Below are 14,850 nucleotides of genomic sequence, written 5' to 3' on the forward strand. Positions count from 1 at the left end.
TCCTCAGTGGAGGCGCCGGTGGGCGCTCTCCTTCATGCCGGCCACCACCGCGAGCGTGACCGCCGCCGACACGATCGGCAGCAGGGCCGTCGCCATGCCCGAGCCGGTGAGCTGGACCAGCCCGGTCGCCACGAACGGCGCCGTGCCGCCGAAGGCCATGACCGCGAAGTTGTATCCGATGGACATCGTCGAATACCGCAGCTTCGTCGGGAAGAGCTCCGACAGCGCCGCCGGGCCCGGGCCGGAGAACATCGCCAGGATCACCGCGATCACGATCTGGCCCGCGTACACGCCGAACACTCCCCCGTTCTGGATGAGCGCCATGACGGGCCAGCTCAGCACCAGGAAGCCCGCCGCGGCGGCGATCAGCAGCGGCTTGCGGCCGATCCGGTCCGACAGCGCGCCGAACGCCGCGATGCACAGGGTCAGCGTCACCAGGCCGACGAGGTTCGAGACGCGGGCCACGCCCGCGTCCACGCCCGCCACGTCGGTGAGCCAGGTGGGCAGGTAGGTGAGGAAGAAGAAGTACGCGACGGTCCACAACATCGTGAAGCCGAAGCCGCGGGCGATGCCGGCGAACTGCGTGCGCAGGCCCTCGCGCAGCGGGCTGGTCGCGGTCTCGCCCTTGGCCTGCTCCTCGGTGAACGCCGGCGTCTCCGCCAGGCCGTACCTGAGCCAGAGCGCCGCCACCGCCGTCAGCGCCGACAGCAGGAACGGCAGCCGCCAGGCCCACTCGGTGACCTGCTGCTCGGTGAAGACCGTGCTGTTCAGCGCCACGACGCCGGACGCCAGCAGGAACCCGGCCGCCGTCGAGACCTGGTTGAAGCTGCCGAAGAAGCCGCGCCTGCGCTGCGGGGCGTACTCGACCAGGAACGCCGCCGACCCCGCCCACTCGCCCGCCACCGAGAAGCCCTGCACCATGCGCAGGACCACCAGCAGCAGCGGGGCCAGCACGCCGATGCTCTCGTACGTCGGCAGCAGGCCGATCAGGGTCGTGGCCGCGCCCATCATGAGCACGCTGACGACCAGCGCGATCCGGCGGCCGAACTTGTCGCCGATGTGCCCGAACGTGATCGCGCCGAGCGGGCGCATGAGGAAGCCGACGGCGAAGACGGCGAAGGTGTAGAGGGTGCCGGCCAGGCCGTCCGACGCGGGGAAGAACAGCTTGCCCAGGGTGGCGGCCGTGTAGGCGTACACCAGGTTGTCGTAGTTCTCCATGACGTTGCCGAAGCTGCCCGCGACGACGGCGCGCAGGTTCGAGGTGGAGGTGGAGGTGGGTGCCGGGGTTGTCGTGGTGTTGTCGCTGGTCATCGCGACCTCTCACTTCATGGGGGGATTTGTCAGGACGCGGTGTATCCGCCGTCCACGGGCAGCAGGACGCCCGTCACGAACGACGCCTGGGGAGAGGCCAGGTAGCAGACGGCCGCCGCCACGTCGGCCGGATCGCCGGGGCGGGCCATCGGGGCACGCTCGACGCGGGGGCGGAGGTGCTCCGCCGGCAGGTCCTGGAGGAGCGGGGTGATGAAGACGCCCGGCAGGACGCTGTTGACGCGGATGCCCCTGGGGGCGAGCTCCACCGCGGCCGTTCTGGTCAGCATGTGCAGGCCCGCCTTGCTGACCTGGTAGGCGATCGAGGACGGGGGTGCGGGGGGTGGCGGGGGCGGGATGTGGCCGTAGACGGAGCCGATGTTGACGACACTGGCCCGGGGGCTGGCGGTCAGTTCTTCGACGAACGTGCGGATGCCTGCCCAGGGGGCCCACAGATTGGTGCGGAGGATGCGGTCCCAGTCGTCGTCCGTGGTGGTGAGGAGGTCGGCGCGGGTGCTGACTCCGGCGTTGTTGACGAGGAGGTCGAGGCGGCCGTACGTGGCGCGGACCTCGGCGGCCAGGGCCTGCCAGGAGCGGGGGTCGCGGACGTCCAGGGGGTGGAAACGGGTGCGGCCCGAGGCCTGCCCGCCCTCACGCTCCCGGAGGCCTTCGGGGTCACGCCCACCGCCACCTGCACGCTCCTGTGGCTCGTAACCGCCACCACCCGCGCTGCCGGGCCCGCGGCCATCCGCACGGTCCCGGGGGTTGTACCCGCCGCCACCCGCGCCGTCGCGCACGCCATGTTCGGCGCGATCGCGGAGATCCTCCTCGGCGCGATCGCGGAGGTCGCCGTAGACGACGTCCGCGCCTCGGGACGCCAGGCCGTCCACGATGGCGGCGCCGAGCCCGGAGGCACCGCCGGTGACGACGGCGACCAGCCCGTCCAGCTCCATGGACACCTCCTCAAGAGGGCTGCCCCGCCGGCGTTCGCGCTGGCAGAGCCCTTGAGGACCCATCCTGGAGCGACGAGACCGCCCGGACCTCCGTCAAATGACGGAGGCGGCGGCCCCGGACGTCACCCGAGGCGGCGCTCGGCGGCCTCCACGACGTTGGACAGCAGCAGCGCCCGCGTCATCGGCCCGACCCCGCCCGGGTTGGGCGTGAGGTAGCCGGCGACGTCCTCCACGTCCAGCGCCACGTCCCCGGCGATCTTGCCGTTCACCCGGGAGACCCCGACGTCGAGCACGGCCGCGCCCGGCTTGACCATGTCCTTGGTGATCAGCTCCGGCACCCCGGCCGCCGCCACCACGATGTCGGCCCGGCGCACGTGGGCGGCCAGGTCCTGGGTGCCGGTGTGGCACAGGGTCACGGTGGCGTTCTCGCTGCGGCGGGTCAGCAGCAGGCCGAGCGAGCGCCCCACCGTGATGCCGCGGCCCACCACGGCGACCTCGGCCCCCTTGATCGGCACGCCGTACTCCTGCAGCAGCAGCACGATGCCGTGCGGGGTGCAGGGCAGCGGGGCGTCGACCATGTGCACGAGCCGCCCGAGGTTGACCGGGTGCAGGCCGTCGGCGTCCTTGGCCGGGTCGATGCGCTCCAGCAACGCCATCGTGTCGAGGTGCTTGGGCAGGGGGAGCTGGACGATGTAACCGGTGCACGCCGGGGAGGCGTTGAGCTCGTCGATGGCCGCCTCGACGTCGGCCTGGGAGGCGGTCGCCGGCAGGTCGACGCGGATGGAGGCGATGCCCACCTCGGCGCAGTCGCGGTGCTTGCCCGCGACGTAGATCTGGCTGCCGGGGTCGTCGCCCACGAGCACGGTGCCCAGGCCGGGGGTGACACCGCGTTCCTTGAGCGCTGCCACCCGGTTCGTGAGGTCTGCCTTGATCTTTGCGGCGGTCGCCTTGCCATCGAGTTTCACTGCGCTCATGCCGCAATCCTTCCATGCCCGCCCCGCTCCTCCGCACCGACCACGCCCACACTCGCCACACCGCACCGCACCTGGTTATCCACAGGCCCCAGGCAGTCGATCCGAGTTATCCACAGCCGTGTACTGACATCGTTGTCATTGATCTTGGAAGGGCTTAGTGTTACGGGCGCCAGCAACACGTGCACGGAGGTTGCCTTGCCTTTCCGCCTGTTGTCCGCAGAGTCGACCGACCTGTTCGTGGGCCCGCCCGACGAGCCGCACCAGGTGCTGCGCGTCGCCGTCGCCCAGGGAGATCACGCATCGTCGCTGGAGCTGCGCGGCGCGGGCGTCCGCCTGGCCGCCGAGATCACCGTTCCGCCCGCCGCCGCGACCCTTGAGATCCCGCTGATCGTGTCGGCGCCCCCGGGCACCACCGTGCCGTGCCTGCTCACCCTGGGAGAGGAGACGCTGGAGGTCCCGGTCACGGCCGAGGAGCCGGGCTGGACGATGTTCATGGTGTCCCACTTCCACTACGACCCGGTGTGGTGGAACACCCAGGCCGCCTACACCAGCCCGTGGGAGCTCCTGTCCACCGACGCCACGACCAGGCCGCTGTGGGAGCGCAACGCGTTCGCCCTGGTGGAGGCGCACCTGGAGCTGGCCATGCGCGACCCCGACTACCGCTTCGTGCTGGCGGAGGTCGACTATCTCAAGCCGTTCTTCGACACCCACCCCGAGCGCCGGGCCGACCTGCGCGCCCTGCTGGCCGAGGGCCGGGCCGAGCTGATCGGCGGCACGTACAACGAGCCCAACACCAACCTGACCGGCGCCGAGACCACCATCCGCAACCTCGTCCACGGCATCGGCTACCAGCGCGACATCCTGGGCGGCGATCCGCGCACGGCGTGGCAGCTCGACGTGTTCGGCCACGACCCGCAGTTCCCCGGCTATCTGGCGGCGGCGGGGCTGACGGGCAGCGCGTGGGCGCGCGGGCCGTTCCACCAGTGGGGGCCCATCAGCAAGAACTTCAGGCAGGCCAAGAACGACGCGGCGCTGATGCAGTTCCCCAGCGAGTTCGAGTGGATCGCGCCCTCGGGGCAGGGGGTGCTGACCCACTACATGCCGGGCCACTACTCGGCGGGCTGGTGGATGGACTCCACGCCGTCCCTCGACGAGGCCTGCCAGGCGGTATACGACCTCTACCGCTCGCTCAAGCCCGTGGCCGCGACGAGGAACATCCTGCTCCCGGTCGGCACCGACTACACCCCGCCCAACAAGTGGGTCACCGACATCCACCGGGAGTGGGCCTCCCGCTACGTCTGGCCCAGGTTCGTCTGCGCCACCCCGCGCGACTTCCTCGACGCCGTCCGCGCCGGCCGCCCGTCCTTCAGCCCCCAGACGCGCGACATGAACCCCGTCTACACCGGCAAGGACGTCTCCTACATCGACACGAAGCAGGCCCAGCGCGCCGCCGAGGTGGCGGCCCTGGACGCCGAGCGCCTGTCCACGTTCGCGTCCCTGCTGGGCCTGGGCGGCTATCCGCACACGGCGCTCGACAAGGTGTGGCGCCAGCTCGCCTACGGCGCGCACCACGACGCGATCACCGGCTCGGAGTCCGACCAGGTCTACATCGACCTGCTCACCGGCTGGCGCGAGGCCCACGACCTGGCCACGCAGGCCCGCGACACCGCCCTCGCGGCCCTGACCGGCCAGATCGCGGTGGACGGCCGGAGCGTCGTGGTCACCAACACGCTGCCCTTCGCCCGCGACGGCCTCGTCCGGGTCACGCTTCCCGCCGGCCACGCCGTCGCGTCCCCGTCGGGCGCCGAGGTCCCCGCCGTCACGGAGAACGGTGTTCTCACCTTCCTCGCCCGTGACGTGCCGTCCATGGGCTGGCGCACGTACGACGTCGTCCCCGGCACCCCGCGCCCCTGGCACCCCGCCGCGGCCCCGCTCCACCACCCCGCCCCCCATGGCCCCGCCACCACCGGAGACACCGCGACCAGCGGAGCCACCGCCGCCCCGAACACCGAAGTCACCGCCGTCCCCGCGCCCGTCACCATCCACAACGACCGGTGGCTGATCACCGCCGATCCCGCCCGGGGCGGTGTGCTGGCCTCGATCCTCGACCGCCGCACCGGCCAGGAACTCCTCACCGGCCCCGGCAACGAGCTACGCCTCTACGACGAATATCCCCAGCACCCCGACATGGGCGAGGGCCCGTGGCACCTCATCCCCACCGGCCACGTCATCGGCTCCGCCGAGGCGCACGCGACCTCCGCCACCGCCGAGTCCAGTCCACTGGGCGAGCGGCTGACCGTCACCGGCCGGGTCGGCGAGATCGCCTACGAGCAGACCGTCACCCTCCTGACCGGCTCCGACCGCATCGACTTCACCACCCGCGTCCTCGACCACTCCGGCGCCGACCGCCTCCTCCGCGTCCGCTTCCCGGCCCGGGTCGAAGGCGCTCTCCCGGTCTCCGACGTCGCGGGCGCCGTGGTCGGGCGCGGCTTCGCGCTGCCCGACGTGGACACGGCCGAGCACCCGTGGACACTCGACAACCCGGCCAACACCTGGTTCGGGCTGTCGGCCACGGCCAAGGTCGATCTCGGCGAGGCGGGCGCGCGGGCGCTGGGCGTCGCGGAGGTCGTGGTCCCCACCCTGGACGACGCCCCTCAGGCCCGCGACCTGGTGGTGGCGCTGGCCAGAGCCGGCGTGACGGCCACCACCTCCTCCGCGCACGGCACCCGGTACGGCTGGCTCGACGTCGACTCCAACCTCCCTGACGTACGCATCGTGCTGGGCGGCCCCGACACCAATCCGCTGGCAGCCGACCTGCTCGCCCGAGCCGACGAGTCCTACGCCAAGGCCCTGCGGTCGGGCGCCACCCGCGTCTGGATCCCGGCGGAACGCCCGCTCCAGGAGGTCTGGCAGCCCAGCGCCGACCTGCGCGACCTCCGCGCCCTCCCGGCCCTGATCGTCACCGGCCCCATCGCCGACCTGGTCTCCGACCTGGCCGACGCCACGATCCGGGCACACTGCCCCCTCGGCTCCGAACGCCTGGAGAACCGCACTGTCGCCCTGCTCACGTACGGCCTGCCGGGCTTCGCGGTGGACCCGTCGGGCGCGCTCCACCTGTCCCTCATGCGCTCCTGCACCGGCTGGCCGTCGGGCATCTGGCTCGACCCGCCCCGCCGCACCGCCCCCGACGGCTCCGGCTTCCAGCTCCAGCACTGGACGCACGAGTTCTCCTACTCCCTGGTGTCCGGAGCGGGAGACTGGCGCGCCCTCCGGCTCCCGGCGGCGGCCCAGGAACACATCACCCCGCTGCTCCCCCGCCTCCTCCCCTCCGCCCAGCAAGGCCCCCTCCCCGCGACCCACTCCCTGCTCACCATCACCCCACCCCGAGACGTCCTCCTGAGCACCCTCAAAGCCACCGGCAACCCCCTCGCCCACGGCCTCACCCCCACACCTCCAAGACCCGCCTCCGCCCCCGCAGCCCCCACTCAGGCCGCCACCTCCGCGGCTCCAGCGCACGCCACCACACCGGCAGCCCCGCAGCACGGCGTGACCATCCGCCTGGCCGAATCCACCGGTCTGGGCTCCCGGGCCGAGCTCGCCTCCCCCGTCCTCCAGCTCGACGCGCTCACCCCTTCCGACCTCCTGGAACGCCCGGGCGCCACAGCCGCGACCGGGCACGACCTCACCCTCACCGGCTTCGAGATCGCCACCTACCTGGCCACCGCCCCACTCCCACCACCCCACCCGGAATCCGCCCGCACCACGGAACGAGCCCAGCCCGTCTACAGCCGCTACTGGCTCCACAACAAGGGCCCGGCCCCGCTGGGCTTCCTGCCGATCTCCATCGCCCTCACCCCGGGCCTCGTCACCTCGCCGCAGGGCCCGTTCGAGGTGGAGGTCGTCCTCGCCTCCCACCTCACGAACGACCCGCACGAGGGCGTCGTCGACATCCGCCTCCCCGACGGCTGGGCCGCCACCCCATCCCGGCGCCCCTACCGCCTGCCTCCCAGCGGCCACCTCCGCTTCCCGGTAACGATCACTCCCGCTCCCACCCCGGGCCTGTCGTTCGTCTCGGCCCGCACCTCAGCGGGCGGCCAGCTCATCGAGGACATCACCACCGTGGCCATCGGCGACCTCCCCGAGCTCCCCGTCACGGGCCTGCCTCCCAAGCCGGGCACGGCCGTCCGCGGCACCCGGTCGACCGGCTCCCGCGCCACCGGCCTGTCCCTGGAACCCCGCACCGGCGCCCTCTCCCTCCGCCCGGGAGAGCACGCCTCGCTGACGCTGCGGCTCACCAACACCACTTCTGACGAGATCCGCGGCGAGTCCCAGCTGGCCTCCCCCTGGGGCACGTGGGCGATGCTCCCCGAGGTCATCCAGGGCTTCACGGTCTCGGCGGGAGAAGCGATCGACGTGACGTTCCCGGTGGAGGTCCCCGCCGACCAGCCATCGGGCCATGCGTGGGCGCTGGCCAAGGTCATGTGGTTCGGCCGCTGCCAGTACTCACCGGCGATCCGCCTGGAGGTCACCCGTTGACCGAGACACCCACCCGGACCGGCGAGCGGATCGAGCGGCCGGTCGCGAACAGCGCCACCCCCACCGCGCCTCCGCCGTCCGGGACGATCGGCTCAGCCACCGGCCGGCGGGCCGCCCCCGAGCAGCCGCCCACCGAGGCGATCGGCTGGGTCGCCGACCGGCCGGTTCCGCGCGAGCGTCTCGACCAGCGCCTGGCCGACCTGCGCAACGGCCCGCTCAGCTCCACCCTGCCGAAGCCGGGCACCTCCGAGGACCGCCAGCTCACCCGCTGGCTGACCCAGGTCATCCTCACGGAGTGCCTGTGCGAACGGGCCGCCGCCGACCTCGGCCTGCGACCCCCCGGAAGCGAAACCCTGCCTCCGCGACCTCGACCCGCCCCCGCACTCGGAGCCGCCATCCCGGAAAACCCCTTCCTGGACCCTGTGTCCGCCGTGGAGCTGGGCTCGATCAACGCCGCCGCCTACAACGGCAACCCCTGGGTGCGGGCGGTGTTCGAGCACGTCACGGCCGCGGTCACGATCCCTCCGGAGTGGCGGCCCCGGCCGGTGCCGGAGCCCGAACCGCGCCACCTCGTACGGCACCGCCTGTTCACCGACCTCGCCCAGGCCCAGGAGGCAGGCCCGGCCGACCTGGAGCCCCTCGGCGCGGTCACGCTCGCGTCCCTGCCGGCAGCGATCGCCGACGCCCTCCGGCACCGTCCTGACGGCACGCCCGCCGGCCCCGTCGAGGACGCCCTCGGCTGGCACGTCGCCATCGCCGTCCCCGAGCCCACGCCGCCGGACCGGAAGCCGAGCGGTCAGGAACACGACCTCCTACGGGCCGCCCAGCGCAAAGCCTTCGCGCGGTGGCTCGACGACCTGCGCGCCAAGAAAGTAAGACTCATGCCCGGACTGGAGCACCCTGGCGACCCCCGCCAGCCCGACAACCACCACAAACACTGATGACCTGCGTACTCGCCATCGACATCGGAGGAACCAAGCTCGCCGCCGCACTGGTGGACGAGGCCGGTTCGATCCTGCGTTCCGCCACCCGTCCGACGCCTCGGGAGGAGGTCATGTCCGCCCTGGCGGCCCTCATCACGGAGGTCATGGCCGGCGGCCCGCCGCCCCGGGCCGTCGGCATCGGCTGCGCCGGCCCCGTGGACCTCGCCTCGGGCACCGTCAGCCCGGTGAACATGCCGAGCTGGCGCGGCTTCCCGCTGCGCGAGGAGGTGCAGAAGCTGACCGCGCTCCCCACGGTGCTGGCCGGCGACGCGCAGTGCTTCGCCCTCGGGGAGCACTGGCTGGGAGCCGGCCGCGGCTGCACGTCGTTGCTGGGCGTCGTCGTGTCGACCGGCATCGGCGGCGGCCTGGTGATCGACGGAGTCCCCCTCCTCGGCCCGACCGGAAACGCCGGACATGTCGGCCACATGAGCATCGACCCCTACGGCGAGCGTTGCGAATGCGGCGGCCGCGGCTGCGTCGAACGCTACTCCAGCGGCCCCAACATGGCCCGCTGGGCACTGGAGAACGGCTGGTCCCCGGGCGCCTCCGCCCGCGCCGACGGTTCCCCCCGTACGGAACCCGCACTGCTGGACCACCACGACGGCCCCGCAACCCACTCGGAGCACCACCACGACGGCCCGATGGAACACCCGGCGCACCACGGCGACAGTCCGGCAGGCCACGCGGAGCGCCACCACGGCAGTCCGGCACGACACCCGGAAGAGGCTCAAGCGGATGCACGGACGCTGGCCCAGGACGCCGCCGCGGGCGACCCCATCGCGGTGGCGGCCTTCCAGCGGAGCGCCAGGGCCCTCGCGGGCATGATCGCCTCCACCGCGGCGGCCGTCGAGCTCACGGCGGTGGTCATCGGTGGTGGCGTGTCGGCCGCCGGCGAGGTGCTCTTCGAGCCGCTGCGGAACGCGCTGGACGACGTGACCGGGCTGCCCTTCGTACGGGCGGTGGAGGTCAGGCAGAGCTCGCTGGGCGTGCGGGCCAGTCTGGCGGGTGCGGCGCAACTGGCGTGGCGACCACACCCGTCGACCATCGCACCCTGAGAACGGCCACCACGGCAGCCGACCAATCCGGAGCCGGCCCCACGGCGCGGGCGGCTCCGGAAGCGGGCTCGTGAGTCGGCCGTACGACCGCGGGCCGCTCCGGAAGTGGGCTCGTGAGCGGGCTGTGCATCGCGGGTCGCTTCGGGAGCGGCGTGCGGGGCTGTCCGGGATGGTCGCGCTCGGCCGCAGGCGGTGGTTCAGCCTGCGAGGAACGCGGCCCGGGTGATGGGCGAAGGGAGGAGCCGGACGGCTACTCGCGCTCGGCGGCCGCCTGGGCCTCGCGGCGCTCGATGATGCGGCGGGTGTAGGGAATGACCTCTACGACGCGGCTGCCGAGGTAGGCGCCGATGAAGGCGAGGACCACGAGCACGATGGGGCTGGTGGCCATGCCGTTCAGGGTGACGAAGGCCTGCAGGATCGCGTCGAGCGCCATAGGTGAACTCCGGGGGACGAGGACCGGGGAAGGAGTTCAGAGTAGCCCGAGCTCAGGTGTGCTCGCCGCAAAAACGGATAAGGGGTGACATATTGATCATGTCACCCCTTATCGCCAGACCTGGTAGCGATCAGTGGAAGAAGTGGCGGGTGCCGGTGAAGTACAGGCTCGCGCCGGCCTTCTTCGCCGCCTCGATCACCAGCTCGTCCCTGATGGACCCGCCGGGCTCCACGATGGCGCGCACGCCGGCCTCCAGCAGCACCTCCAGCCCGTCAGGGAACGGGAAGAACGCGTCGGAGGCCGCCACCGACCCGGCCACGCGCTCGCCCGCCCGGGTGACGGCCAGGCGGCAGGAGTCGACCCGGTTCACCTGGCCCATGCCGACGCCCACGGTGGCGCCGCCACTGGCCAGGAGGATGGCGTTCGACTTCACCGAGCGGCAGGCGCGCCAGGCGAACTCCAGGTCCGCCAGCACCTCCGGCGAGACCGGCTCGCCGGCCTTGAGCTCCCACTGCGCGGCCGAGTCGCCGCTCGCGTCCACGCGGTCCACGGTCTGCACGAGCAGGCCGCCGTCGATCCTGCGGAACTCGGTCGGCGACGAGGGGCCCTCAGGGCAGGCCAGCAGGCGCAGGCTCTTCTTGGCGCGCAAGACCTCCAGCGCCTCCTCGTCGTAGGAGGGGGCGATGACGACCTCGGTGAACACGTCGGCGATCTGCCGGGCCAGCTCCGCCGTGACGGCCCGGTTCACGGCGATCACGCCGCCGTACGCCGAGACGGGGTCACAGGCGTGCGCCTTGCGGTGCGCGTCGGCGACGTCGGCCCCGATGGCGATGCCGCACGGGTTCTGGTGCTTGATGATGGCCACGGCGGGCTCGGCGAAGTCCCACGCGGCCCGCCAGGCGGCGTCGGCGTCGAGGTAGTTGTTGTACGACATCTCCTTGCCGTGCAGCTGCTCGGCGCCCGCCAGCCCGCCGGTCCCGGCCGTGCCGCCCGCGTAGAGCGCCGCGCGCTGGTGCGGGTTCTCGCCGTAGCGCAGGGTAGCCTTGCGCTCGTACGCCGTCCCGGCGAACTCGGGGAACTCCTCGCCGTCACCCACGTACGTGCCCGCGAACCAGTTGGCCACGGCCACGTCGTACGACGCCGTGTGCGCGTAGGCGATGCCCGCCAGCCGCCGCCGCTCGGTCAGCGTGAAGCCGCCCTCGGACAGGGCGTCGCGCACGTCGCCGTAGAAGCTCGGGTTGACCACGACCGCGCAGGTGTTGTGGTTCTTGGCGGCGCCGCGGATCATGGCGGGGCCGCCGATGTCGATCTGCTCGACGCACTCCTCGTCGGACGCCCCGGAGGCCACCGTCTCCTGGAACGGATACAGGTTCACCACGACGAGCTGGAACGGGTCGATCTCCAGCTCTTCGAGCTGCGCCACGTGGTGCGGCTTGGTGACGTCGGCGAGCAGCCCGGCGTGCACGCGCGGGTGCAGCGTCTTGACCCGCCCGTCCAGGCACTCGGGGAACCCGGTGAGCTGCTCCACCTTCGTCACCGGAATGCCGTAGGAGGAGATCGCGGCGGCCGTGCCCCCGGTCGAGACGATCTCCACTCCGGCGCCGTCGAGGGCTCTGGCCAGCTCCTCGAGCCCGGACTTGTCGTAAACAGCGATCAGCGCGCGCCGGATGGCGATGCGAGTCACGTGGATTCCCCTCCTGTGTGGTTGCCGATTCGGACGGTACGTCCGCTGACCGTCCAGCCCTCGCGGACCATCCGGCCGACGGTCTCGACGAGCAGCCGGCGCTCGACCGTCTTGATGCGCTCGTGCAGGACCGCCTCGTCGTCGTCTGGTAGCACGGGCACCGCCTCCTGCGCCACGATCGGCCCCGTGTCGATCCCCTCGTCGGCCAGCATCACGGTGCAGCCGGTCACCTTGACCCCGTGGGCCAGCGCGTCCCGCACGCCGTGGGCGCCGGGGAACGACGGCAGCAGGGCCGGGTGCGTGTTCAGCACGGGGAACGCGTCGAGTGTCGGCGTACCCAAAATTTTCATGAAGCCCGCGGACACGACCAGGTCGGGCTCGTACGATGCGATCTTGGCCGCGATGGCCGCATCCCACTCCACCCGCGTCGCATAATCGCCCACTTTTTCGACAAAAGTCGGGACATTTGCCCTGGTAGCCCTTGCCAGCCCCTCGATCCCATCCCTGTCGGCACCGATCGCGACCACACGAGCCCCGTACGACGGGTCGGCGGAAGCGTCCAGCAGGGCCTGTAGGTTGGTTCCAGAGCCGGAGACGAGGACGACGAGCCGCCCAGCCTTAGACACACACACTCCAATGAGGAAACAGGGTGGGGGTCACAGGGTATCTGTTCATCGCCCGGCGACGCAGAGGAGGTCAGGTGTCGACACCGGTGAAGGCACCGGCAGGCCAGCAGCCCGCGGAGTCAGCGGGCCGCCGAGCGATCTGGTTGTCCATCGCAGCGCTGGCCATGACGTTCATGTTGCCGCTGGCCGGCCTGGTCATGGCGGCGTTCGCGCTGGTGGCCGGGGTCCGGGCGCTGCCCCTGCTGAAGGGCGCGGGCCGGCCCACGGGCGTGGCGGTGGGCGGCATCACCGTCTCTGCGCTCGCGCTGGCCCTGTCGGCCGGGGCCACGGGGATGCAGCTCTACCTCATGGACGAATACTCCGCCTACCAGGAGTGCATGAAGGGCGCCGGCACGGTGTCCGCTCAGGGCGAGTGCTTCACCCAGTTCAGGGACGCCGCGCAGCGCAAGCTGCCGGCGGACGTGCTCGAAGTCCTCGGAGCCATGCAGCCGTGATCAGCCTGAGGCCGCGACGTCCGATCAGCCCGCAACGGGCGACCAGTCGCGGCCCAGGCGCACGGGCCGACGTAGATCAGTCGCGGTCCCACGCGCACGGATCGACGTAGATCAGTCGCGGTCCCACGCATACGGATCGACGTAGATCAGTCGCGGTCCCACGCATACGGATCGACGTAGATCACGTGTCCCCCGCGGTCGTCCGACTCGTCCACGATGTCCTTGCGCGGCGGCCGGGCGGCCGGTGCCGGCTCCGGCGGGCGCGGACGGGCCTGGGCCTGCGTCTCCGCCTCGGCCGACGCGTGCTCGTCCTGCCAGTCGTCCCTGATGACCGGGATCTCCTGGGTGTCGGCCTCCGTGGCGTCCATCCAGTGGCCGGGCAGCGGGCGCGGGTCCGACTCGGCCAGGCCCACCCTGCTGGCCGCCTTCGCCAGCGCTGCGCCCGCCTTGCGTACGGGAGCGGCGGCCTTGTCGAGCGGCGCCCTGGCCTTCTTGTTGAGCAGCAGCAGGTTCGTCACGCCCGCCGAGATGCCCGCGGCGACGCCTGCCTCCAGCGCCACCGACAGGGCCACCTCCCACGGCGAGGGCCCGACCGTCGCCAGCCGCCCGCCGCCGATGGGCCCGCCGGACAGCGCCGCCAGCAGCCCGGCGACGAGCCCCGTCGTGACCCCGGTGAGGAACCCCCACAGCGGGGCCGCCTCGTACGACGGCGACGGCGAGATCCTGGCGACCATCACCCCCGCCACGGCCCCGGCCGCGAACGGCACCGCGACCACCGCCATCATCCACGCCGGCACGGGGCCGCTCTCCGGCAGCGCCCCGAGCAGGGGCAGGCTGGGCACGGTGCCGAGCTGCACGCCGGTGGGCGCGACCAGGGTGTCGGCGCCGATGGCGAACCCGGGCCCGGCGATGTAGGAGAAGGCCCAGACGACGGCGTTCAGCAGGTAGAGCAGCTGGAGCAGCGCCAGCAGCACGCCGCCCACGAATCCGGGCGACAGCACGCCCGACAGCTCCTCGACCTGGTCGAAGTTGAGCACGAAGGCGATCAGCACCAGCACGAACCCGGCCACGAGCAGCAGCGCCGTGGCGACCGCCGTGCCGACCGTCAGGGCGCGCACGCGCTCGGGCAGCAGCCGCAACATCACCCGCCACGGCCCGATCATGCGCGCCGTGGCCAGCGAGCCCGCCAGGAACGCCAGCACGAAGTGGCTGAGCAGCGCCTCCCCGATGAACGGCTGGGTGATCTCGTTGCTCGTCACGAGCGCGATCAGGCCCGCGAGCAGCGCGTACGGGGCCGCCAGCGACACCCCGGCCTGCACCACCAGCACGAGCTGGGCGCGGCGGCGAGCCCCCGCCTGCTCCTTGGGGCTGTTCTTCGGCAGCCGGGCGGGCAGACGCAGCCGCAGGTCGGCGTCACGGGCCATCCAGCGGCCCGCGCGGTAGAGCAGCACGGCGGGCAGGATCATCAGCCCGAGAGGCAGCAGCCCGACCCGCCCCCCGGGGATGGCGAACCCGGCGTGGTGCGCGGCCAGCCACAGCTGCGCCGCCGTACGGAACACTCCCGGCAGCCCGGCGCCCAGCGTGCCGCGCGGCGCGGCGATCCACCCGACCAGGGTGAGCGTGGTGAGCGCGGCCAGGCCGACGCCCAGCGTGAAGACGGCGGCCAGCATGCCTGAGACCGGCAGCGGCCGCCTGGTCTCGTCGTCGTCGCCCGCGAGCTTGCCAAGCATCGACCGGGGGCCTGTACGAAGCTGGTCGAGGATCGCCGTCACACGGCGATTTTCTCAATCTTTCCCAACCAAAG

11 protein-coding genes are annotated in these 14,850 nt (G+C 72.3%); 4 read left to right on the plus strand and 7 right to left on the minus strand.

Translation table 11 applies throughout. The features are described from left to right. Window positions 1-3: 3 nt before the first annotated feature. The 3 genes from HD597_RS45100 to HD597_RS45110 all read right to left on the minus strand — a co-directional run bounded on the left by HD597_RS45100 (window position 4) and on the right by HD597_RS45110 (window position 3,235). A complete protein-coding gene (locus tag HD597_RS45100; protein ID WP_253752454.1) occupies window positions 4-1,311 on the minus strand; it encodes an MFS transporter in 1,308 nt (435 codons plus the stop codon). 29 nt (window positions 1,312-1,340) lie between these two features. Then, on the minus strand, window positions 1,341-2,261 hold the full coding sequence (locus tag HD597_RS45105) for an SDR family NAD(P)-dependent oxidoreductase (RefSeq protein WP_253752456.1): 921 nt from the start codon (window positions 2,259-2,261) through the stop codon (window positions 1,341-1,343). A 122-nt stretch (window positions 2,262-2,383) separates the two neighbouring features. Beyond that, window positions 2,384-3,235, minus strand: coding sequence for a bifunctional methylenetetrahydrofolate dehydrogenase/methenyltetrahydrofolate cyclohydrolase (locus HD597_RS45110; protein ID WP_253752459.1), 852 nt, complete (start codon window positions 3,233-3,235; stop codon window positions 2,384-2,386). A gap of 210 nt (window positions 3,236-3,445) precedes the next feature. On the opposite strand from HD597_RS45110, the gene HD597_RS45115 reads away from it, so the two are divergent. Genes HD597_RS45115 through HD597_RS45125 form a run of 3 tightly spaced genes read left to right on the plus strand, consistent with a single transcriptional unit; the run spans window position 3,446 to window position 9,809 of the window. Next, window positions 3,446-7,771: a glycoside hydrolase family 38 N-terminal domain-containing protein gene (locus tag HD597_RS45115; RefSeq protein WP_253752462.1), complete on the plus strand. Its 4,326-nt coding sequence runs from the start codon at window positions 3,446-3,448 to the stop codon at window positions 7,769-7,771. Beyond that, a complete protein-coding gene (locus HD597_RS45120; RefSeq protein WP_253752465.1) occupies window positions 7,768-8,712 on the plus strand; it encodes a peptidylprolyl isomerase in 945 nt (314 codons plus the stop codon). Before HD597_RS45115 ends, HD597_RS45120 begins: the two co-directional genes overlap by 4 nt. Further along, window positions 8,712-9,809, plus strand: a complete 1,098-nt coding sequence (locus HD597_RS45125) for an ROK family protein (RefSeq protein WP_253752468.1) — start codon at window positions 8,712-8,714, stop codon at window positions 9,807-9,809. The genes HD597_RS45120 and HD597_RS45125 overlap by 1 nt, the downstream gene beginning before the upstream one ends. Before the next feature lie 250 nt (window positions 9,810-10,059). Here the strand turns inward: HD597_RS45125 and HD597_RS45130 are convergent, their stop codons facing one another. The 3 genes from HD597_RS45130 to purN all read right to left on the minus strand — a co-directional run bounded on the left by HD597_RS45130 (window position 10,060) and on the right by purN (window position 12,552). After that, window positions 10,060-10,242: a hypothetical protein gene (locus HD597_RS45130; protein ID WP_253752471.1), complete on the minus strand. Its 183-nt coding sequence runs from the start codon at window positions 10,240-10,242 to the stop codon at window positions 10,060-10,062. Window positions 10,243-10,372: 130 nt separating this feature from the next. Then, window positions 10,373-11,926: a bifunctional phosphoribosylaminoimidazolecarboxamide formyltransferase/IMP cyclohydrolase gene (purH, locus tag HD597_RS45135; protein WP_253752474.1), complete on the minus strand. Its 1,554-nt coding sequence runs from the start codon at window positions 11,924-11,926 to the stop codon at window positions 10,373-10,375. Next, window positions 11,923-12,552, minus strand: coding sequence for a phosphoribosylglycinamide formyltransferase (gene purN / locus HD597_RS45140; protein ID WP_253752477.1), 630 nt, complete (start codon window positions 12,550-12,552; stop codon window positions 11,923-11,925). The genes purH and purN overlap by 4 nt, the downstream gene beginning before the upstream one ends. Before the next feature lie 74 nt (window positions 12,553-12,626). Here purN and HD597_RS45145 point away from each other — a divergent pair, with 74 nt between their 5' ends. Further along, window positions 12,627-13,046: a hypothetical protein gene (locus tag HD597_RS45145; RefSeq protein WP_253752480.1), complete on the plus strand. Its 420-nt coding sequence runs from the start codon at window positions 12,627-12,629 to the stop codon at window positions 13,044-13,046. Between the two features lie 146 nt (window positions 13,047-13,192). On the opposite strand, the gene HD597_RS45150 is transcribed toward HD597_RS45145, so the two are convergent. Beyond that, window positions 13,193-14,818 (minus strand): cell division protein PerM, encoded by a 1,626-nt coding sequence (locus HD597_RS45150; protein ID WP_253752483.1) that lies wholly within the window; start codon window positions 14,816-14,818, stop codon window positions 13,193-13,195. Window positions 14,819-14,850: the final 32 nt, after the last annotated feature.

The organism is Nonomuraea thailandensis (assembly GCF_024172165.1).
GTDB classification, from domain to species: Bacteria; Actinomycetota; Actinomycetes; order Streptosporangiales; family Streptosporangiaceae; genus Nonomuraea; species Nonomuraea thailandensis.

Excerpts from the sequence above, each read along its gene's own strand:
- HD597_RS45110 (WP_253752459.1), bottom strand. The coding sequence starts at position 3,235 with ATGAGCGCAGTGAAACTCGATGGCAAGGCGACCGCCGCAAAGATCAAG.
- HD597_RS45125 (WP_253752468.1), top strand. The coding sequence starts at position 8,712 with ATGACCTGCGTACTCGCCATCGACATCGGAGGAACCAAGCTCGCCGCC.
- HD597_RS45130 (WP_253752471.1), bottom strand. The coding sequence starts at position 10,242 with ATGGCGCTCGACGCGATCCTGCAGGCCTTCGTCACCCTGAACGGCATG.
- HD597_RS45105 (WP_253752456.1), bottom strand. The coding sequence starts at position 2,261 with ATGGAGCTGGACGGGCTGGTCGCCGTCGTCACCGGCGGTGCCTCCGGG.
- HD597_RS45100 (WP_253752454.1), bottom strand. The coding sequence starts at position 1,311 with ATGACCAGCGACAACACCACGACAACCCCGGCACCCACCTCCACCTCC.